Genomic DNA, 24325 nt, shown 5'->3' on the forward strand with positions numbered 1-24325 from the left:
TGAAAAAGGCGGCTAAGTTTGCACTGGCGGTGTTAGTATTTTACGGTGGGTTCAGTTTTTTAAGCACCTCAGCTGCGGCGACAATCGATTTGATGTCAAATAGACAGTTGGTTGTTCTATCGGAGACGAAACTGCTAGATGACTATAGAAATCCAAATTCTATCGTAGGCTCGATTTCTGGTATGCAGATGGTAGAAGTGGCTTGTACTCTGAATGAACCGAACTGTTTAGCAAGCATCCTAGGTAAAGATTATATACGTATAAAAACCTGGATGGGAGAAAAATGGATCGAGGATGATAACAAAATTACTGCTGGCGGCTATTGGGAAAAAGATAGGGACATTACCCTTGTTGACGATATGAAGTTATATGACCAACCCGATGTCGGTATTTATTCCAAAGCCGAACCACCTAAAGATATAATATCACCACAAAAAGTGCATGTAACAGCCGTTTATAATTATTTATACAAAGGGGCTCATACAGGAAAGGCAATGTTGGAAGCTCCAATGTGGTATCGAATTTCTACTAAACAACAGGGGCAGAAGTGGATTGTTGATCCATTTATCCCTGAAGACTTTCAGCATGTGGAGAGATCAACTGACAGAGTCGTTAAAATGACTGGGAACGAATTGCTTTATGATCATCCCTATGAAGTTGAGGGAAAAGGAGTGAAAGCAACTCCTGGAATAGTTCAAGCGGTTGCAAGCTCCATTTTCAACATGAAGACTCAAATTTATGGATGGTTCAAGATTCAATTACAGGATGGAACTTTTAAATGGGTTAAATCGTTTCCCCTATTTGAATCTGAGAGTGGTCCGATAATGCAAACCGACTTAGATAATGAAAAGATCACCCTGCGAACCGCCACACGTTATTTCGACATCGACAGTGACGCAAGTATTAATTTACAAAATTGGCTACAGCCGGGAACATATGTAGCTGACAAAATAAATGAAGGTTGGGCACGTATCCAAACCCCATTCGGTTGGAAAGTGGTCAATCTGGATAGAGCACCATTTGAACGACCACAAGGCATTACAATAACACAAGAGAAAGTAAAATTAACCTCAGAAACTAAAACCTACTATTTTCCACGAACAGGAGAAGTTCTCCATCAAGCAGGCACCTTCAAAGATCAGGAAGTCCTATCTTTTGAAAAGTGGATTTCCCCAGAGGGGGTCAATTGGTATCATATTTCAACTTATAGTGGCATCGTTTGGGTACCGGATAAACCGTTACAGGAATGAACAAAATACGGAAAGTAAAGCACAGGAATCTCGCAAAAAGTCGATTTTTGCAAAAGGTCATCGTGGATGATTGGATTCTTAGCTTTTAGGTTGATCAAAGAATTATTTGGAAGAGAAGAAGGTTACACAGATGGGAAGCAGTTGCTAGTGGGAAAATCGCCAACAACCTGTTTGAATCATATTTTAACAAGTAATTTCATTCTGAGATGCTATAAGTCTATATGCGTTTAAATAAAAAACAAAACACTGCGGTGTTTTGTTTTTTTATCTCCATTTTGACGTCAGCCGACCGTGATTTATCTTGATTTCGCAAGGATGTGCAAACCCGACAAGATAGTTGCAGGCGGAAATGCACAGTGTCAAAATAGTGCGATTGTTAGGGCAAAGTGACTTCCTATATAGTGCTTATATAGAAGGAAGTAGTTATTCACTTATCAAGGAGATGAGCTTACATGGCCCAGTTTACGATGCAATCATTTGCACAGCCGGAAGCGACTTACCGGATTCATCCGTTTTGGTTTTGGAATGGAGATATGAACGATGAACAGATTCGTTATCAGATCGATGAGATGGCGGACAAGGGGTTGGGGGGATTTTTCGTCTGTGCGAGACAGGGGCTTGAGGTACCTTACTTATCCGATGCCTGGTTTCAAAAAGTACGCGTAGCGGTTGAAGCGGCGGAGCGCCGCAATTTGCAGGTGTGGCTCTATGACGAGTACCCATATCCGAGCGGGATCGCKGGCGGTGAGGTGACGCTTGCGCACCCGGAAGCTAAACACTACACACTCGAGCATCGAGCAGAGCGGGTGCAAGGTGGAGAGCACTTGTCCATGGAGCTGCCGTGGGCGCGTATTTTATATGCAAAAGCGATTCCGCTCAGTCCGGAGGGCGCTAAGCTGTGGAATATGGCGATAGACGTCCGTTCGTCGATCGGGAACTTCCAGGCGGAGCCGATTTTTCAGAAAGCAGGCTTGACGGCTTACAACCAAAAGCGGTTCTTTACGTATCGCACCGTTCAGAAAATGGAATGGACGGCGCCTACAGGCGATTGGGAAGTGCTGATTATGCAGGAGAAGGAAATCGAAGATTTCAAATACTACGGTACGTTCGTCGATCCATGCAATCATGAAGCGATGGCAACATTTATTCGATTGACCCACGATAAGTACGCACAGCATCTGGGTGAATACTTTGGCGGTACGATTAAAGGCATGTTTACCGACGAGATCGGGCTGTTGGGCAAGTTGCCGTGGTCTCCGAGGCTGCCGCAATTTTTCCTGGAACGCAACGGCTATGATTTGCGAGAGCACCTTCATGCGCTGCTGTATGAAGAAGGGGAGCAGTCAGCTCGTATTCGTTATGATTACTATCAAGCTATTCATGAGCTGCTGCTCAGCACTTACCATAAACAGGTGCACGACTGGTGCGAACGGTACGGATTGCAGTACGTGACCGAGGTGCCTTCTGTGCGGCATACGACACAGCGATACAGCCATGTGCCTGGAGGCGATACCGCACATGAGAAGCTCGGACGTTCGCTGGATTGGATTTTGAATAACCAGGCGGAAAGCTTTCGCTCGAGTGCCAAAATGGTCAGCTCCATTGCCCGTCAATTCGGTCGTGAGCGCAATTTGATTGAGTGCTTCCATAGTGTAGGATGGTCGATGACGCTTCAGGATGCCAAGTGGATGATCGACCGTATGGCTGCGCAAGGCACGAATTTCTTTAACTTCCATGCTTTTTTCTATACGCTCGATGCGTTGATGAAGCATGACGCGCCGCCGTCGCAGTTCCTGCAAAATCCGTATTGGCCGCATTTTAGACAACTCGGCGATTATGTCGGTCGGATCAGCTACGTAATGAGCTGCGGTGAAGCAGACATTCGAACAGCGGTGCTTCAACCGACAACCTCGCTTTGGGCACACATGGGCAATCCCTTCCACCATTTTGATTACGGTGGCAATAACGCCGATGAGAAGCTTAAGCTTAGCGACTTGAAAGCGTGGTGGACACGCATTTGCAACGAGTTGACCTACAGTGGCAGGGATTACGACCATCTGGATACGGAACTGCTAGCGGAAGCCGTAGTAGAGAATGGTCAGATTCTGCTTGGCAATGCCAGCTATTCAATCGTGATTGTGCCGCCAATAACTAATTTGGAGAGCGGCGCATGGGCGAAGCTGGATGCATTCCTTGCGCAAGGCGGAACGGTCATCAGCATGGGGCAATTGCCGTACCACGCGATTGAAGTAAACGGCTGGGACGTAGCTTCAACGGCGAGTACTTTCGGTTTGCCACAGCCTGTCGCCGAGCATTTCTGGAACGAAGAAGCCGGATCGGCCTTGTCGTGGTCCAAAGGCACAGGGAGCGCATATCACTTGCCGTTCGCGGCGTCGGCTGACGAAGCTGCTACGCTGGGCAGCATGACAGCGCTCCTCGAAGAGCTACAGCCGCTGGCTGTGAAACTGAACCCGGCATACGGCGGGCGCAGTATTCTTATGCAAACGCGCCGGATTGACGCGGACAGCTTCCTTGTTTTCGTAAGCAATCAGGAAGAGGCGGAACGTGATTTGTCTTTACAAATTTCCACGGCTCTTTGGGAGGAAAATGACGTGAATGCCGCTCAGTTTACTGAGCTATCCTTAGATCGCGGTGACGAGGCACCTGTTGAGGCTGAGCTCCTCGTCAACGGCTGGAGATTGCCAGTCCTGCTCGGTGGGTACGAATCCAGACTGTTCCGTATCACACGCAGCAAAGCTCTTGCAGTCACAGAAAGCAAACCATGGACTTTCAAAATCGATGCGTCCGACTCAACTTTATGGACGATGCAGACCGATGAAGATAATGCGGTACGCTTGGATACCTTCCGCCTATCCGTGCAAGGTGTGAACAGCTCGGAAGCAGGTGCACAGGACGCACTTCCACAGGTACAAGTGAAGACATTCATTGATCAGTGTGCCGACCTTGCTGATTCGACGAAACTGCCAGTGAACATGAGCCAGTTGTTTGGGACGCCGATGCGCATCCAGCTAGCGTATCCACTACAGGCGAACTATACGGCAACCTTTGTTATGGAGAAGCCGCTCGATCGCGTTCACCTAGTGATGGACCAAGGCGCGATCTCTGGTGAGGGATTGATTTTGATAAACGGCCATCGTCTCCGTAAGTCGGATTTTACGCGACACAATGTGTATGACTTTATGAACGTGGGCTGCGAGATTACCGCTTATTTGAAGCTTGGTGTCAATGAAATTGCGGTAGAGGTTACGATTGAGCAGGATTGGAACGGCCTGATCGATGCACTGTATGTAATAGGGAGCTTCCAAACCGGATTTGACGCGGAGCAACGTCCTATCTTGAAGCGTCCGGTTGTTCAGGTACAGCCGCTCGCTGCGAGTCCATACGCGGGTTATCCGTATTTTGCCGGAACCATGAGCTTTAAGCGTGAGCTGAAGCTTGAACGATTGCCAGTGGAAGAGAGTTTCGAACTTATGTTCGAAGGGCTGGACAGGGAGTTCCACGACGTGGCTGAAGTGCTGGTGAACGGTGTTTCCCTTGGCGCACGCACATGGATGCCCTACCACTTCCGTGGCCAGACATCCATGTTGACGGAAGGTATGAATCGTATTGAAGTGCGCGTGACCAATACGTTAATCGGTTTACTGGAAGGGAAGTATTTCGATTATGCGAAACACGAACTGAAGCAAGTATACGCTGCTGAGCGCGTGCGATCCTACCAGAGCCAGGAAGGGGAGTGAGACGTCTATGCCACACAACACAGAACATGCTGCGTCTAAACCGAACATTATTTTTTTCATGACGGATCAGCAACGCTGGGATTGTATCGGTACATACAACTCACATATCCATACACCGAATATCGACAAGCTGACTGCACAGGGCATCACTTATAGTCAGGCCGTATGCCAGGCGCCAATGTGCGTGCCGAGTCGCACTTCAATGATGTTTGGCTACTATCCATCGCAGCTCGGGGTGCGGACCAATCACGGCGGTTTGTATGATGAGGATAAGCTGCCAAGCGATCCGCTCCCTGAATTAATGCGGCAAGCGGGGTATCAAACTGCAGGCTTCGGGAAAACGCATTGGAATCACGGCGTAAAAACTGAGGTCCCGTCCACGCGAGGTTTCGAGGTCCGGGCCGTCGGGCTGTCCCGTGATAGTGGACATTACGAAGATGGTGCCGTCATGATGGGAGATGCCGAGCCGGAGGGACTCGCTGCTTATTATGAAGAAACGAAAGACTACGGCGGTGGCGAAGAAAATTCGAAAGGCTACATCGGCTGCACGAGTCAAGTGCCGACGCCTTGGCACCGTGACGGCTGGGTGGCGGAGCAATGTTTGAATTTCATCGACGAGGGGCTGGATGAGTCGCGCCCGCTGTTTCTATATCTTTCCTTTCTAAAGCCACATGCCGGCTTCAATGTGCCGAAGGAATTCGAGGATCTCTACGATATAAATGAGATCCCGGATATCCCGCAACCCCCTTGGGAGCTCGAGCAGGATACACATCTAGCCGCGACGGACGCTGTTAATGAGAGCAGTCAGATCAACTATTGGGAGAAGCGGCATGTCTGGGAAGCGATGACACCGGAGGAACGCAAACGGACGACGCTTCGCTATTGGGCCAATTGTTCCTGGCTCGACGATTATTTGGGTCAAGCATTGGAGAAGTTGGAGAGGCACGGGCGGCTGGACAATGCCCTGATCGTCTTCGTCTCCGACCATGGCGAGATGATGGGCGAACGGCAGCACCGCTTCAGCAAATACTGCTTGTACGAGAGCAGCGTACGTGTGCCGATGATCTTGGCCGGCAGCTATTTGCCGCAAGTGGCGCACGGCACGGTGGACGATCGTCCGGCTGAGCTGGTGGATCTCGTACCGACTTTGTCGAAGGTAGCGGGATCGCAACGTAATCCGCAGCTGCCCGGACTCGATTTACTAGGCGAGACCAAGCGTCTTGGGACTTTCTGCGAGTTTCATGGCAAAGGGACGGAACCGCATCATTCGGCTCCCGCTTTGATGTGGAGAAAGCAGGACTACAAGCTGATCATGTATATGCCAGGCACGCTTGGAGGGGCGATCGGTCGAATCGGCGAGTTCCAAGGGGAGCTTTACGATCTGGCTGCGGATCCGAATGAATGGCACAATGTATATGGCGATGAGAAGTATGCGGCGATCCGTGAACGGATGACCGGTGAGCTGCTTATGCATTTGGCCTGCGTCTGGTCCCGCGGCCCGGTCTTTTATGACCGGCATGGGCTTGCGGCGCTGGAGTAATCGTCTTTTTTAAACGTCTTGAATGAAAGAAGGGGCTGTCCCACACGTCAATGACGAGGGGGATTGCCCCTTTTCATTTGGACGGGAGCTCAGCGTTAAAGAGTGGCAGTCTCCAGCAGTATGGCCCTCCTTGCACGCCATTTTCCCCGTCATGACGCCATTCTTAGGCTACTGTACAATATTGTCTCAATCGGCAAAATAGTCGCAATCCCCATTCCAGTTGCGACAAAATTGCCATGTACCCAAACAATATTGTCTGATTGTAAACGGTATGAAACTAGTCTAAGTTGATAACATTCGATAACATAACTGGAAAGGGGAATGAGAGGATGGCAATGGTACAACCAGAATCTGCAGCATCCGGCAATTCTGCGAAATCCCGAACTGTTCGCAAGGGAGGTCTTTTACGGGATTTAAGGCGTGACAAATATTTATATGTACTGGCGTTGCCAGGTGTGTTGTTTTTTCTAATTTTCAAATTTGTCCCGATGTGGGGCGTGGTGATTTCATTTCAGAACTTTTCTCCGTTTGCCGGCATTACCGGCAGCGAATGGGTGGGATTCGAGCACTTCCAACGGTTTTTCACCAATCCGGACTTTATGCTGCTCTTCCGTAATACGATGGCGATCAATCTGATGAATCTCGTCCTCTTTTTCCCGCTGCCGATCGTACTCTCGCTGCTCTTGAATGAGCTGCGGAGCGTGTTGTATCAACGGGTGATTCAATCGATCGTGTATATGCCGCATTTCTTGTCGTGGGTCATCATCTCTGGCTTAACATTCCTGTTGTTTGCCAAGGGAGAAGGTTTGGTCAACAAAATGCTGGAAGGGTTAGGCTTTGCTAGAATGGACTTTTTAACGAATCCCAATACGTTTTGGGCCATGCTTACTGTTCAATCCATCTGGAAAGAATGTGGTTGGGGGACGATTCTGTTCCTGGCGGCGATGGCCAGCATTGATCCAGGGGTTTATGAAGCAGCCAAAATTGATGGAGCKGGACGTTTTCGCCAAATGTGGCACATTACGCTCCCGGCGATTCGCACGGTTATCATCACGCTGCTCATATTGCGGCTTGGACATATGTTAGATGTCGGTTTTGAACAGGTATTCCTGATGTACAATGGCGCTGTTTCGCAAGTGGCTGAAGTGTTCGATACCTATGTGTACCGGGTTGGGATTCAGCAAGGTGAGTTTAGCTACAGTACCGCTGCAGGTTTGTTTAAATCGATAGTCGGCTTAGTATTGGTTGTCATAGCGAATTGGATTTCTAAAAAGATGGGCGAAGAAGGCGTATATTAAACGTCACTTCTAATCGAAAGACGTAGCTATAGCAATGTCCTTAGGAGGGAATTATATGAAAGTAGGGCTGAGCAACCGGTTGTTTAACATAGCAAATATTGCTGTGCTGGGGCTGGTCGGTATCATCACTTTTTTTCCATTGTATTATGTGTTTGTCGTTTCTTTTACCGACCCGACGGAATATCTGAAAGAAAGCTTCGTGCTTTTCCCGAAGACGTGGTCGCTGGAATCGTATAAATTTCTAATGGCGACGGGCGCTTTCCCGAGATCGATCGGTGTGAGCGTCTACGTAACCCTAGTCGGAACGGCATTGAGTTTGGTCGTTACCGCTTCATTGGCGTATACTTTGTCTAGAAAAAGGCTTCGCGGAAGACGATTCGCTCTGCTTGCGATTCTCATCACCATTTTGTTTAATCCCGGTATGATCCCGAACTACATGTTGGTTCGTGAGCTGCACCTGATTGACAGCTTATGGTCGTTGATTTTACCGGCACTTGCCAGTGGCTGGAATGTGATTTTGATGAAAGGCTTTTTTGACAGCATCCCCGCTGAGCTGGAGGAGTCCGCTTCGATGGACGGGTGTAACGATCTGTCGACGTTTTTCCGGATCATTTTACCGCTGTCACTTCCTTCGTTGGCCGCATTCGGATTATTTTACGCAGTCGCGTACTGGAACCAGTTCTTTAATGCTCTGATTTATATTAACGATGCAAGCAAATGGCCGCTTCAGGTTATGCTGCAAAACATTTTGCTCAATGCTAATAATGCGGACCTCCGGATGGATGTCTCTAGTGTTCCTCCTCCATCTGAAACGTTGAAAATGGCAGCAGTGATCGTCGCGACGGTTCCGATCTTGCTGGTTTATCCTTTCTTGCAAAAGCACTTTGCTAAAGGAGCCATGGTAGGCTCGGTTAAGGGGTAAAGCACTGAGGGGAGGGATTCCAGTCCAAGATGTCGAAGCGTGTAGAATATTAGTGATTGGAAGGTGAACATCTTGGCTGGAATCTTCAAACATGCACTCGGCTATATTCAGAAATATAAATATAACAAGCGGTTTTTCCGGAAGAGCCTTGTCATGATTCTGATTATGGCAAGTATTCCTGGATTGATTATCGGTCTGAGCATTTATTGGATCGCAACGAATAACGTGGAAAAAGAACTGCAAGGGCTCCACCAGAATCAAATTTCTAATCGGGCGGCCAATATTGACGATCAGCTTGCATTTCTGGAAATGACCGTATCGCACTGGGCGTTCGATTCCAAGTTCGATGAGAAGCTGAAAACGATTAATTTTGCTTATAATTACGACACGGTCCAGGATATGTACCGGACCCTCTTGTCGCTGGAGAGCGCACATCCTTTTCTGCAAAAGGTGGAGTTGTTTCTGGACAAGCCGCGTCCGCTTGTGTTCTCAACGGAACGATACACTTTTCTCAGCAAACAGTCCGACATCGAAAATTATGAAAACTTGCTCCAGCATGATAAGTCGATGTTCTGGATGTTACGGAAGCCGCAAGGAACAGGTAAACAGGGACTTGCCATTATTAATAAAATCCCCGGCGACAGCACCGAGCCCTTCGGTGCTCTTGTTGCCACATTGAATCAGGATAATCTGCTGAAGGTGCTGAAAACGTTGACTCCCTATGATGAGGGGGTCACAATGTTGTTCAACGAGAAAGACGAATGGAATTTATCAAGCAGCGGAGCCGGAGGATCGGAATTGGATCTCGTGCTCAAAGAGGCTTATGCGAAGCATCAAATGGAGCTTGGCGAAGCGGCCGTAAAAGATGCGAAACCAGAATCGTTTTTATTTGACTACAACAAGATTTCGTACTCGGTTTCTTACGGTCATTTTAATCGGTTGGGTCAAAAATGGGTTTATATCTCTGCTGCGCCGCTATCGTCCATTACCGCGCCGGTCATTGCCATTTCCAAATGGATCTTGGTGATTAGCGTCTCAGGTCTGCTTTTTGCATTGCTGCTTTCGTGGTTCGTATCCCGCCGGATCTATCATCCCGTGCAGCGTTTGATGACGCTGTTGTCTGGTGAAAAGAACGATGAGGTGAAAGACGAATTCGCCATGATTGAGAAACATTGGCAGCATATGTCCAGAGAGAGCGAAACGATGCGTCATAAGCTTGAGGAGCAAATGCCGCTTTTGCGTGAAGGCTTCTTCTTGCAACTGGCACAGGGTTACTTGATTTCCCTGCAAGAGAACGACATGAAGGAACGGATGAAGCGATATGGTTGGGAAACGGAGGATCGTCAATTTGTTGCGTTGGTGTTTCAATTGACGGGTTTCGCAAACCTAGAGGGAAGGTTCTCTCAGGGGGATGAGAGCCTCGTAACTTTCGCTGCGTCCAACATTATCGATGAGTTGATTAGGAGCCAATATGAGCAGGCAGAGATTATTAATTTCCATAATTTTTCAATTGGCGTCCTGCTCTCCTTTCCGTTATCTCATCCGTCGACATGGCTCGAGGACGATTTGGAGCAGGTGTGCCAAGAGATCATTCGGGCCATTAATGGGATTCTAAAAATGCAGGTTACCATATCGATCAGTAAATGGGTCCACAACGTGAAACAAATTCCACATTTGTTCGAGGAAGTGAAGCAAGCGTTGGTCTATCGGGATCTGCTCGATGAGAATCAGATTATTAAGACGGAACAGCTTTCCAAGTTAAACGTTTATAAGGAAACGGGCTATCCCTTCACCTTGGATAAAGAAATTATTAATGCGATCCGCAACGGCCAGGAATCAGGTGCCATCGACCTTATCGCTCAGTTCATGAAGGAGTTGGCTGCCAATGGTTCTACGGAATTCATGCTTCAGCAAGGCATGCTTCAGCTTCTGGGGAGCATCCGCTACGCATCCCTGCAATCCGGGATGAATCCGGTGCAGTTGTTCGGCAGCGTGAACTTGTTCGAGCAGTTGGCGCAGATTAAAGAGCCAGAAGAAATGCTCAAGTGGTTCCAGCACAAAGTGATCGGTGTTTTCGTGCAGGAGATGATTTCCCGGCAGGATTATCACTTCAAACAAATCATTGAACAGGTCATCGTTCATTTGCGCGAGCAGTACATGACGCAGCTGTCGCTGGAATCGTGCGCAGATTTATTTGGCACCAGTCCATATACATTAAGCCGGGCATTCAAGCAGATCACAGGCATTAATTTCATCGATTTCTTGACGAACATTCGAATCAGCAACGCCAAGTCGCTGCTTATTGAAACCGATATGAAAATCAATGAAGTCGCCGATGCCATCGGCTATCAGCACAGTTATTTTAACCGGCTATTTAAAAAGTACGAAGGCATTACACCAAGTCAGTTTCGCGAGATAAACCGCACGGAATAAGGGTTTTCTGGCTTTATGCATCGATGTGCAAGTTGCAAGATAGTCCTAAACCTGCTGAAATGGCCGTACAAAAAAGTCCGATTGTCGATCAAAGCGGAATGTACTAATGTCTACCTTGTGCTCTGTTGGAGCGATTGATACGAAGAAGTTCAGAAGTTCATAACAAGGGAGGATCACTCATGAAAGTAAGAAAAAGCAAAAAAGTTGTCCTAGGTTCCATGGTTCTTATGTTGGCGATTTCTAGTCTCGTTGCAGCATGTGGAAATAAGAGTACGACAGGAAACAGCGCAGCAGGCGGGAAAGAAGCACCGCTAGACGTCAGTATCATGACGATCTTGCTTACGCCGTCTCCGGCAGCAGATGATAACAAGATTAAGCAGGAGATTGAGAAAGCMACGAACTCTAAAATGAAAATTCAATGGGTGTCTGGCAACAACTATACAGATAAGCTGAATGTGACGCTGGCTTCCGGCGATATTCCGGATTTGATTACGATTAACGATCCGTTCACGCCAGTGTTCCGCAACGCGGTAACGCAAGGTGCTTTCTGGGATTTGACTCCCTATATCAAAGATTACCCTAACTTGAGTTCCAAGGTTTCCAAAACAGCCTGGGATTTGACTAAAATGCAGGATGGCAAAAATTACGGCATTCCGCGTCCGCGTCCAGCTGAAGCTGATTCTTTCTTCATTATTCGCAAGGATTGGCTCGACAATCTGGGACTTAAAGTGCCGACAACAACTGACGAACTGTACGACGTTATGAAAGCCTTTGCGGAGAAAGACCCGGATAAAAACGGCAAAAATGATACGACTCCGCTCGCAGCCTTTATGACACCTCCAGCCGATATGGGCACGCTGGCTACAATCGAGAACAGCTTTACTGGCGCGAACGTGAAGAACGACAAGTGGAAATTAGTTGACGGCAAAATTGTAAATACAGCGCTGTTGCCGGAAACTCGCAAGTCTATTGAATATTTGACTAAAATGTACAAAGATAAACTGCTTCCGGAAGACTTCGCATCATTGAAGCTTTCCCAGGCCTCTGATTTGTTTAACGGCGGTAAAGCAGGCATCATCATGGATAAAGCGGGTACGATGAACGATCACTATGAACTGCTCAAAAAAATCGAYCCGAATATGAAGCCGACTGATTTCTATCCATTGACCAACATGAATGGCTACAATCCGAAAGGTCCTGGTTTTTCCGGGATGGTTTCTATTCCGAAATCCGTACCTGAAGCTAAAATGAAGCGCATCTTGAAAATGGTAGATACGTGGATGAACGACGATGTGTTCGCGATTCAACAATACGGTATCGAAGGTGTKGATCATACGGTCAAGGATGGTCAAAAAGTGATCAACACCGAACAATTGGCGAAAGATAACGGTCCTGACTTTAACCAAATCGTCTATGTCGCGGATCCTTATGCGAGCTCCACGAAGGTATATTTCCCCAAAGAAGCCAACGATTTGTTCATGAAAATTCAAGACGAGCGTGCCAAAACAAGTGTCGCCGATATCAGTATCGGTCTCTACTCGCCGACGGCGCAAAAGCTGTTGCCTGAATTTGAGAAAAAGGTGCAAGATTTGAAAACGAAGATTATTCTTGGCCGCGAGCCGATTACGGCTTGGGATGATTTCGTTACCAAAGCGAAAGCAGATGCTGATTTGGCGAAAATGAGCCAAGAAATGACGGAAGCGTATCAAAAACGCAGCGGCGGCGCTGCAAAATAAGATCATGTTGTGTGAATGAATTCTAGCAAGGGGCGGGGAGACTCCGCCTCTTTATTTATTGAAACGGGAGAGGAAGCGACCATGACGGAACGTTACATCGACATCAACGAAAGCATTTTTACGAAATGCGGAGACCGTGTAAGCGAAATTTTAGCTACAGTAGCTGACAGATATGTAGGAAACAACCCGCCTCATCCGATGGCATACCGGGCTTTTTGTGCCAACGGGATTAGGAAAAACCACGATTATAGTTATGATTTTAATTTCGTAAAACGCTTCCCCGAACTGCAGAACGGACAGACCGTCTATGCATGGTCGCAATATTGGAGTGATGTGGAAACGCCGCTCAATTTTATTTTGCATTGCTACGGACCGCTCATGTTGTATGCGAACGGGCAGCCCATTTATAAAGCGAATATCGCAGACGAACTAAATCCGAAACGAAGAACGGTCGTTACGATTCAGATGCATAAGGGCTGGAATCACTTGGTGTTCCAGTTTACCAAAACGGAAGCGGGCTGCGGCGGCTCTCTAGGGCCAGGTTCCTATAAGAGTAATCCGGTGCATTTCCTGGCACCTTCACCCGAGCGATTCGGCCACGAAGGTTGGATCTACTCTGCGCCGCAGGATCATGTTTGGAGCGAGCTTCCCGGCGAGGGAAGCACGGAGGCTGATCACGGCGTCGCATGGTATCCGGAGTTGGCATGGAGCGATGACGAGCAGGCGAAGACCTCTGTTGCACGCATCTTCGGAGAACTGAACGGCAAGTATGCAATGGCTTGGACGAAGCTGCGTTCATTCTCGTCTGAACTGCGGAAGGTTGAATTAAGCGGTCATGCGGAAGGAAGCATTGCGATTTATGTGGACGGGGAACTGCAAGCCCGAATCGGCCAAGCAGGCGCTTTCCGTGTTGAACTGCAGGTAGCGTACGGCGAGCATAACCTTGTCATGCAATGTTTTGGAACGAACGGGGGCGCAGGCTTTCGTCTGGATCCGCTATCGGTTGGCGTTCAGCTCGTGGAACCATATCCTGTACATGGTGCTAAGGATGCTTGGCTATATTTGGGTCCGTTCCTTGCAGGTGAAGCCATCCCTGATGTTGAGAATTCGCTCCTTGCCTTGGTGGAGACGCAGGAGGGYGGAACGTTCTGGAGGCTGGATCACCCGAACACGTGGGTACGACCGTTCACGGAGAATGCGTTGTTCGGCAAGTGGAACTATCCGCTTGGCGTAACGCTGTATGGGATGCTCCAAACCGGAAAGCTGCTTGGTCGTGACGATTTGCTGCAGTATGTGTATAAGCATATTGAAACATGCACGCGGCTGTACACTTATGCCAATTGGGATAAAGCGCAATATGGCGCCTCTGGTGTGTTGAACACACTAGCTACCCTGGACAGCTTGGATGATTGCGGCTCGTTCGGTGCAACGATGCTGCTTGCGCTGCAAGATCAGCCGCTTCAAGGCGCTGAGCGGATTGCGGATGTGATTGCGGATTATATCAGCAACAGACAGGATCGGCTCCCTGACGGTTCCTTGTACCGGAAGCCGAAGCATGTTGATTTCCCGAATGCGACGTTGTGGTGCGACGACTTGTACATGAGCGTGCCGTACTTGTGCCGCTGCTACCAGCGGACTGGAGAAATTAATTATCTGGAGGATGCAGCCAACCAATTCATCCAGTTCAAGAAGAAATTGTACATCCCTGAGCTGCAAATCATGTCTCACGTCTATGACTTCGGTATCGACAAGCCGACGAAGATCGCTTGGGGCCGCGGCAATGGCTGGGTCATTTTCTCCTTATCGGAATTGTTGGCTGTGCTGCCAGAAAGTCATGAACAGCGGGGCGAACTGCTGCAGTTCTTTAATGAGTTGAGCGAAGGCTACTTGCGTCTGCAAGGGGAGAACGGCCTGTGGCACCAAGTGCTGACGGAGCCGGCTTCATATGAAGAAACCTCATGCACCTCGATGTTTTTGTATGCTTATGCGCGCGCTGTAAGATATGGCTGGATCACAGATACAGAGAAGTATATCGCAGCGATCCATAAGGGCTGGAACGGCATGGCCCGCGTCTCTATCGATAAGTTCGGCAATGTGTATGGTGTGTGCCGCGGTTCAGGTTACTCATACAGTGTTGGTTATTATAAGGACGATCTCTCATGGCTGCTTAACGATACGCATGGTATTGGTATTGTTTTGCTAGCTGGCATTGAAGTGCTGCAGTTGGAACGCCATTTGGCTGCAGGGGAGGTCTAGATAAAACTGAATATACGATAAGTGAAGCTGGCCTTACGAGAAATCGTGGGGCTAGTTTTTATTTCTAGTCAAGGTAAATAGCAGGAGACCTTTGAACAAACCTAGATTCCATCTTGTTCATTTTTTGTTTATCCGACATTTGTATAATAATCCCGATTACTGTCGAAAAGTTTCGTGAAGTTAGGACTAGAGGCCGGGGGTTGGTAGGTCTATAAGCTGCTATGCCTACGGATACTGTTGATGAAAACTAGGAAAAGAGGGATGAATGTTGAATAGACGTCGGAAAGCCGGATGGGCCAAACTATTAATTGCTGCATTGCTATTCCAGTACATACCGTTTCTATACGGCGGTTCGAGTGTAGCTCAAGCTAAAGATGTGGCTCTCGGGACTAACACAGTGCTGCAGAATACATACGGTCCTGCAACCAAAATTACGGATTATACTTGGCAGAGAGTAACAACGAATCTTTCACCTGGTGCAAGACAGGGTGCAGCCATGATCTTTGATGAGATGGCTGAGAATGTGGTTATGTTCGGAGGTCAGGGTAACAGTGGCCTTTTCGATGAGACTTGGATATGGGATGGCTATGAGAAAACTTGGCGGGAAGAATTGCATCTTGCTTCCTCTCCGTCCAAACGCAAAGGCGCAGCCATGGCTTATGATCCATCCACTGGAAAAGTTCTTCTATTCGGAGGCGAGGGTCAGTCCGGAGCGTTGCTAGGTGATACTTGGCTGTGGGATGGCATGGATGCCAAGTGGGAGCAAGTTCAAGGGCTTACGGACTCCCCGATAGCTCGCGGAGGGGCTCAGCTTGCCTATAACGGCGATCAGTTGGTTCTGTTCGGCGGATATTCAGGCAGCGGAAGTTCTAAGCATCTTCAGGACGATACTTGGCTGTGGAATGGAACTGGCTGGACTCAGGCTACGCCTGATGATAAGCCACCTGCAGCGTATGGCGGGCAAATGGCTTTTGACGGCCAAACGGCAGTGCTTTACGGTGGGAACAAAGGCCAAATCACTGCGTCCTACACAGGTACCGCTACAAAAGAAACGAAGACGATCACGCATGATGATAGCTCTCCGTTATTATGGAAATGGAACCGGGAAGCAAAGAACTGGAGTTCGATAGCTGGTCCAGAAGCTTATGGTCGATGGGGACAGGCAATGGCCTATGATGGGCGTCGAATTGTCTTCTTTGGTGGAGAACGAGACTATGTACATGATAACAATGCGGTATTGGTTGAAAAATTAAAACTGCCATCCAGCACATACCCTCCGACGAGGGGGAGTATGGCTTATGGATGGAATGGAAGTAAGTGGGAAACTTCTCCATTAAAATTCTCCACCGGAGTTATGTATAAAAGTAATATGGACGAAAAGGGAAAGGTTTATGAGGTCCAGGGGCAACCCAATCAGGTGCCTTTCCCATTAACCAATGCGAACATAGCGTTCGATGGTAAAAATTTTGTCATGTTTGGTGGAAATCGCGACGAAATTATGATCATGGATAAAGTTTTCGGCTCTAAAGTCGGTGCTGAGCCTGCAGCGATTATGAACGAAACTTGGTTGTTCGGGTATACACCTCCGACAGCGCCAAGTGTTAAGCTTACGGTGGATCCGATTCTTCAGTTTGATCTCAAGCATATCGATGATATTGTCAGTGTGATTACAAATGTCTATGATGATGGAACAAAAGACATTACAGCACGAGGGGTCGAGTATCGAGAGTACTCAGATAAGGGCGATAATAATTGGGTTCGAGTACCGTACACAGGTACAGAAGAAGGAACAAGCTCATTTACGGTTGTTCTAAAAGGCCTTACGTGGCATAAAGAATATGAAACACGTGGCTATGCAACGAATATCATTGGTACAAGCTACACAGATATAAGACGATTTATCATGAAAGATGATCCGAACATGTTACAACCGGATGTTGATTATGACCGTGTAGGCGCTTCGGTTCTGCATGTGAAAGACAAGAAACGATTGGTTGCAGTCGGTACGGGTATTGCTAATTTGCTTCGTAAGCCTTTAGCCGATATTCATTACTATTTACAAAGTAAGGACGGCACCAAATATACACTTTCTTACAATGTCATTAATGAACGTCAGTTAGAATTGACATGGAAGGATGAATTGCCACCGGGCAAATATGATGTACACCTGGAGCATGATTTCTATGAAGATTATGTATATACGGAAGGTTTGATGATAACAGCACAAGACTTCTACAAACCAAGAAACTTCGCTAGAGTAGATGTGCCAAGCACGTCTGCTAGCAACGAGGCAAACAGTCTTGGTCTGCAAKGGCCGTTCACGGAGAATCCGGATACGGCTGGTCTCTATACACTTAATGACACTACCGAACCGGTAATCATTAATGACTCGGTCATGTTCAAGGGAACCAGCCTTACTGTGGACAAAAGAGTAAATCCAGCGACAATAACCGGCGATGGCCGCTTATATGTCAACGGCGGTGGAGCACTCGGTTCGAATGTGTCTTATACGATTCATGAGGGGCCTTTTACCATCACGTCAGACAAGTTCGCTTTGGATTTGAGCAGCTCGCAAGCGACGGACTACTTGAACATGGATATGCCGGTCAAGGCAAGCTCGTTTATTTTTACAAAGGACGGCCTGCGTCTAACTGGTGATCTGGAAATCGGTTTGCAAGTAGGAACTCAAAAAGTTAAGGAAACGGTGCCGTTTGAAGGCCTGCAATTCCGTAACAACCGCTTCGATTTGTCGGGTACCTACACGATGAAGAATAGCTTTCAGGTGGGCCCAATCAAAGCAAGTGATACTAAATTCGTTGTGGAAAGCCGCATTCCTTATGTCGGTGTTCAGGGAACAGGCAGCTTGCCAGATACGAACTTAAGCTTCGATTTGAATATGAAAACCAAACAAGGACGTTTGGATGGCGTAAGTTTTGGGATGTACAAGAAAGTGAAGCTTGCTTCGACAGGTCTACAAGTCAATTATCTATTCGGTAATGTGGACAAACTTGCAGAGAAGTCGCAGATTCCTCAGAAGTTCAGTGTCACTGGATCTGTGAATGATCTCATTGTCCCTGAACTGAAGCATCCGCAGGCCAATTACAAGTTTAATCTAATCGGTACCGATTCCATTGATATGAATCTATCGAACTACGGCTTTAATGGCAGTGGAATTGAATACTACTATTGGCTGCCAGTGAAAAACATGGACATGCAAACAGTAGTGAATCCAGCAACCGCTGGAATCAAAGGATTTTCTGCACCGGGCTTTGCAACGAAAGGCGACATCAACCTTTTTGAAGTCGTCAAAGGAGCAATTGGCACGTACTCTTTTAATCAAAAGGGATTCAACGGTGCTATTAAAGGAACGGTTTATGTTCCCAAAGGGATTCCGCGTATTGGTGGAGCGACGGTGAGTAACGTTGCACTTAGTGTAAATGAAAAAGGCATTAGTGGTACTTTCAGACATAACGGGGTAGGCGCTAATCTGAAGTATACGTTCAATAACAATACCATTCTGTTCGAAGTGGAAGCAGAGCCGCCTAAGAAGTCTTGGTGGGAAAAGGGTCTGGATTTCGTGAACAGTGTTTCTGATTTTATGGACGCAGCAGAACCATGGCTGGACATTGCGGAAGAATTGTTCCTAAGGAATACAGATTCGGGCAAAACGGTGAATGATGTTAGAATTGCTGCTGCCAATCCGCTGAAGCGAGTCTTTGATCTAACACCGGTTAGTTTGTCTTTCCAACCGGATGAGTCAGTTCATATCGATGCGAAAGCGCGCATTGTGAATGGACAGCTTACGTCAGTGGATCAAACACCTCTGATCACAACAGAAACAAATGCTTCAAGCGGGAAGTCGACAGCTACTTTTACGGTAGATCGTTCCTACACGGCACTTATTGCCTTAAAAGGAGATCAACGAACTGCTGCACTGAAAAGTACTGCATCTAAGCAAAGTTATGAGCAGACTATGTATCCAGAAATCAGCTATGATGCTGACAGCCAAATGACATATATGCGTGTAGCGTTGTTTGCAGGCAAATGGAGTCTGACAACAAGCGGTAATAGTCATATCCAAGTGAATGAACTGTTATTTGCCAGCGAGTCGCTGAAGTTGGATGAATTGGCGAAGCTGTGGTCGCAAACACCAGATCGCTCGGTTACTTCTCTTACAGTGAAAGAGCGTGGAAGCTACATCCTTAAAGTTGGTGAAGCTCAAGGTGATATTATTGTGTACAAGCCAGATGGACGTCCTTATAGTCTACAGACGGCACAGAACGAACCAGATTGGAATGCTTTCGAAGATAAGGGTTACGTGTACACTTTGGTGGATGCGGTTGAGGCAGGAACTTGGATGATCAGCGCAGGCACAAGTCCAAGTGCCGTATTAAACAGTGTTCCGTCCAAAACGAAAATAGAGGATGTTCAGCAGTGGGTGCAGGATCAAGTTTATCCTACCGTGTTTGACATGACTCAAACAGATAATGGCCAAGCGATCGTAGAGATTTATGGCGCAAATGAACAGACAAAACTGTATACGCCAAAAGGTGATCTTTACAAGCTTCAACCTAATGCGGATTTGCCAGGAATGAATGTTCTGTATGACGAATCGCAGCAGAAGAAAACGATTTTCCTAGATGATGTTGATTTGAAGGGACAGTGGAAAGTTGTAAGCAGCAGTCATACAAGTGTTGTTGCCTACAAGTCAACTAGGAAGTTCAAGTCCATTAAACCATTGGCGATGGAAGGCCGATTCAGCAAATATCTCGAAATCGCCGAGAATGGCAATTACATGCTAACGGTTAGCGGCGGCAATGCCAATACTGTCATTACAGCGCCTGACGGTTCGCCATACACACTGAACTTCGATGCTCCTGATGGCAACGCCTATTTACAACCGGCGTCAGATCGAGTATCAAGTACAAACTCAAGCGGAGATCCGCTCCAACAGACGAAGATCTCGACACCAAATCCAGTGAATGACGGCAGGGATACACTATATGTTTCGCTGTTGAATGCGCCAGCTGGCAAATGGATGATTCAAAATGCTACAAAAGTTGATCTGCAAATTCAAAAATTAATTCCTCTGCCTGAGATTAAAGCTTCAGTAAATGCTGTAGCTGGCGTGGAAAATCGTATTCAAGTAACGTGGTCTATGGAGAATGCATCGTCTGATGCGCAAGTAACCATGATGTTAACAGACAGTGCTGATCAATGGGTTGGAGAAGTTATTCAAAGCAGTTTGCCATCATCCGGCAGTAAAGCTATTGATCTTCCGACTTCCTTGCTGCCTGGAACTTATTATCTTTCTGTTGTAGGAGAAAGTGCAGATCAAGCACCGATCCATGCTATTACGGATGCAACTGTAGAGGTGACTGCTCCTATTTCGCTGGATACACCTGAGCAACCTGAGGTTCTTTCTACTGGGAATGGAGAAATATCCTTGCGCTGGGCTWCTATTGCAGGAGATGTGACAGCTTATCGCATTTGGGCTAGTGAAAGCACGAGTGGTAAAGCTGCAGTTCCAATCATGGATCTGCTACCTCAAGTGGGAAGTGAGCAGAATGCTGTTATTACCGAGTTAACTTCTGGCAAAAAACATGATATCTTTGTCTCAGCTATTGGTCATGAGCAAGGACGTATTGTGCTTAGTCCAATGTCTACGAGTGTGTTGACAGATTTGCCAGTTCCACAACCGCCAACGTTATCAGTGGTGATTGACGCAGGTGCAAAAGCAGTCATTGAACAAGCGTATACGTCATATGACGGAAATAAAGAGAAGCTAATGCTTACAACAGCTGAACAAGCCTCCTTGAAGGTGACTGCTGATCAAGACGCAACTGTGACTTTATTCGTAAACGGACAGCAGCTCGGCAGCCATGAGCAAGTAACAGCAGGAGGAACTGCCACATTTGTTCTGCAAGATCTGCTTGGAGTTGCCGTATTGAAAGAACGGGAATATAACGTGTTGGTTGAATCTGTGAATGTGCGCGGTGACCGCTCTACGGCATACCGCAAGTTGTTCATTGACCGCACAGGACCGATGTTGATCGCTTCCGGAGGCAATGATGCTCAGGGCAACCCGATTTCACTGAATGGTATTGTCACAGATATCAGCAGAATGTATATAACCGGCCAAACAGATGCGGGAGCTAAACTTGTTGTTAATGGTACGAATGTTCCATTGGATGATAAAGGGAAATTCTATTATTACGCACCATTGGCGTGGGGAGATTCGACGGATCGCGTAAAGATGACGATGACGGCTACTGATGGAGTTGGCAACAAAACCGAGTATGGATTTGAAATCATCCGAGGTATACCTGAAGCGATTCCGGCAACCMCTAGCGATCTTGCGGCACTGACAACGGGCAATGCACAGATGAGTGCTCCGTATCAATTCGGTACAACTGCTTATCAAGCAGTAGCTTATTCAGACAATGTTCGTGTATATGCAGTTCCGATGGCGGCTACTTCGGTCGTGACGATCGACGGCACGACAGTTCCTGAGAGCGGTTATGTCGATGTCGCAGTACCTGTTATTGGGAAATCGGTATCCATCAAAGTTCGTTCTGCTAGCGCAGGTGATAAGTTCTACACACTTACTCTTGATGGAACGGGTTCCAAAGAAGCCCTATTGACGTCATTGAAGCTGAATAATGCCACGGCTTCGCAACCGGGAGATGTACTTCCGGCGAAAGCCTTCACAGGGACGGAAGAAAACTATGCCGTTTATGTGGATAATACCGTGGACACAGTAACCTTGACACCTGGTGCTATGAAAGCCGGTTCAGGTATTAAAGTGAAAGGTCAATCCGTTCAGGGCGGGCAAGCTTCTCAGGCGATTCAGCTGCAAGTTGGCGAGAATCAAGTCCCTGTGGTTGTGACCTCACCAGACGGATCGGAAACACGCAACTACCAAGTAACTGTAGTTCGAGAACTAAGCGGTAATGCACAACTGCAAAGCTTGGGACTTGCTACTGACGGAGCTCAGTTGTTAACTGACTTCAACCCGACAGTAGCAAATTATGAGGTTCTTGTACCTTATACAGTTGGTGAGTTTAAGCTTCTACCAGTTGCTGCAAAATCGGATGCAGTCATCTACATCAATGGTCAAAAGGTAACGAACGGAACAGTCTTGTCACTTCCATTTACGAAGGATGCACAATCCTTTACTATTAAGGTGGAAGCTCAAGACGGTACCGCACTCACCTATATTGTATCTGTATTGCGTAAGCAGACAGTGCCTGGTCAGCCACCATTATTGGCGAGTTTGCAGGCAGATACCATCTTGGACGGTGCTTTTACGCCATACAAGCTTAAATACGGAACGATTGCACCAACCGAAAGCTCCAACGTGGCAATCAAGGCGATTACCGATGATCCAGAGGCGACAGTAAGAGTGCGGAATGTAAAAATTAAAGGCGGTGGCACCTTTACACCTGCTATAGGAATTGGAAGCAATACCATAATCGTCAATGTGGAATCAGCCGATCTGATGTCTTCACAGACGTATTCCATCGACGTAAAACGTGTAGAGGAATCAAGTACTGGCCCTAAGGTTCGCCAAACGACGGTTGCAGGAAGTTCCGGAGGTTGGACATTCGAAACCAACATCCTGAGGACTCAATCGTCAGAAGGTAAAGCGCTTGATACGGTGAAATTGAATACTACAGATGCACGTAAGATCTTGGAAAAGGCTGCAGAGAATAAGGATCATATTGCTCGCATCTATGTAACGGACTTGCCAGAAGATCCTGCAGATGAGCGAATTGTCAGCTTAAATGCCGAAACGGTAAGCTTGCTTGCAGATGGAGGAATGGCGCTGCAGTTGGTGCTGCCTGATGGGCAGATCACCGTATCCGTAGAGTCCCTACAGCAAATGGGCAAAGACGGAAAAGATGCCTACTTCCGAATTGTTCCGGTCCGTGCAGAGGCTGAGCGCAGTGAAGTAACAACACGCGTGAAAGCTGCTGAGCTTGTGCTCAAAGATGCAGGAGGTCGATCGATTACCATAATCGGTCAACCGGTTAAGATTGAAACCAACTATTCGGGATACAAGACGGAAGTCGTGTTCCCACTGAATAACTTGAGTTTGCCAGAAAACGCAGCAGCGGCCAAACAAGTACTGGATGGGCTTGCTGTGTACATTGAACATAGCGACGGCGAAAAAGTGCTTAAGCAAGGAGAAATCCGTTATGATGCGGATGGCAAACCAATCGGTATTGCTATTGAGATCAGTAAATTCAGTACATTTACGATTATTCAGAAAAATGGAGCGGGAGCGCTGAAACCTTATTTGTCCGGTTATCCAGACGGCACATTCCACCCATCGCAAGCCATTACGCGTGCGGAATTGGCGACAATTTTGAATCGTATTGGCGCTGGTAAGTCGAGCAATGCTTCGGCTTCGGCACCTAGTGGTTATCCGGACGTTGCCAAAGGACATTGGGCTGCAGAAGCTATTGCCAATATGCAGCGCGCAGGAGTGATGCTCGGGGATGATACCGGCTTCCGCCCTAATGATGCGATTACTCGCGGCGAGATTGCCAACATTGCTGCTAGACTGCTTCAAGTTGGAGCAACTGGAAACACTTCTTATGCAGGTTTCAGCGATACGCAAGAGCACTGGGCTTTTGAAGCGATTAAGCAAGCTTCGCAAGCAGGCATTTTGCAGGGCTATTCCGACGGCACCTTCCTGCCGAATAATCAATTGAATCGTGCGGAAGCAGTAACGATATTAAACCGATTGTTCGGGCGGCCGACAGCCGACGTTAAGTCATCAAGCTGGCCGGACGTTCCGCAAGAACATTGGGCACTTCGGGAAATTGAATCAGCCTCGGGCACTGTACAAGTGTTGTCTGATGGCAGTGTTTATGTGGTACCTAATCATTAATAAGTTTTAAACATGACAGCCAATGAGCTGGTCATACCCTTGTCAAGTAGACAGATGAAAAAAGCTATGCTGTGAGCGCGTGCCGATACTCAATTGGCGCGCGCTTTTAAGTTTGAAGCGGTTTTATTTTCATTTTAAGCCGCATACCGAATAGGAATTCACGATGTCGACAACGAAATAGTTTATATCATTAAGTAATTGTCTAGGGAAGAGGAGGCGAACCTGATTCGAAA

General features: G+C 47.5%; 9 protein-coding genes. All 9 read left to right on the forward strand.

Translation table 11 applies throughout. From position 1 onward, the window contains the following. A partial coding sequence (locus AC1DLM_RS07720) for a hypothetical protein (RefSeq protein ID WP_477569608.1) occupies positions 1 to 1250 on the forward strand: 1250 nt, incomplete at its 5' end. Between the two features lie 452 nt (positions 1251 to 1702). Next, a complete protein-coding gene (locus AC1DLM_RS07725; protein ID WP_477569609.1) occupies positions 1703 to 5008 on the forward strand; it encodes a glycosyl hydrolase in 3306 nt (1101 codons plus the stop codon). A gap of 7 nt (positions 5009 to 5015) precedes the next feature. Then, on the forward strand, positions 5016 to 6548 hold the full coding sequence (locus tag AC1DLM_RS07730) for a sulfatase family protein (protein ID WP_477569610.1): 1533 nt from the start codon (positions 5016 to 5018) through the stop codon (positions 6546 to 6548). A gap of 329 nt (positions 6549 to 6877) precedes the next feature. After that, positions 6878 to 7846 carry an ABC transporter permease gene (locus tag AC1DLM_RS07735; protein WP_216626247.1) on the forward strand — a complete coding sequence of 323 codons (969 nt, stop codon included), beginning with the start codon at positions 6878 to 6880 and terminating at the stop codon, positions 7844 to 7846. A gap of 55 nt (positions 7847 to 7901) precedes the next feature. Next, complete coding sequence (locus tag AC1DLM_RS07740) at positions 7902 to 8768, forward strand: carbohydrate ABC transporter permease (RefSeq protein WP_056623712.1); 867 nt, start codon at positions 7902 to 7904, stop codon at positions 8766 to 8768. Between the two features lie 72 nt (positions 8769 to 8840). Next, positions 8841 to 11201: a helix-turn-helix domain-containing protein gene (locus tag AC1DLM_RS07745; RefSeq protein ID WP_477569611.1), complete on the forward strand. Its 2361-nt coding sequence runs from the start codon at positions 8841 to 8843 to the stop codon at positions 11199 to 11201. A 179-nt stretch (positions 11202 to 11380) separates the two neighbouring features. Continuing rightward, complete coding sequence (locus AC1DLM_RS07750; protein ID WP_441987883.1) at positions 11381 to 12937, forward strand: extracellular solute-binding protein; 1557 nt, start codon at positions 11381 to 11383, stop codon at positions 12935 to 12937. 81 nt (positions 12938 to 13018) lie between these two features. Beyond that, a complete protein-coding gene (locus tag AC1DLM_RS07755; protein WP_477569612.1) occupies positions 13019 to 15193 on the forward strand; it encodes a glycoside hydrolase family 88/105 protein in 2175 nt (724 codons plus the stop codon). Between the two features lie 265 nt (positions 15194 to 15458). Further along, positions 15459 to 24092, forward strand: a complete 8634-nt coding sequence (locus AC1DLM_RS07760; RefSeq protein ID WP_477569613.1) for a cadherin-like beta sandwich domain-containing protein — start codon at positions 15459 to 15461, stop codon at positions 24090 to 24092. Positions 24093 to 24325 lie beyond the last annotated feature (233 nt).

Source organism: Paenibacillus sp. 01T442, from assembly GCF_056398345.1.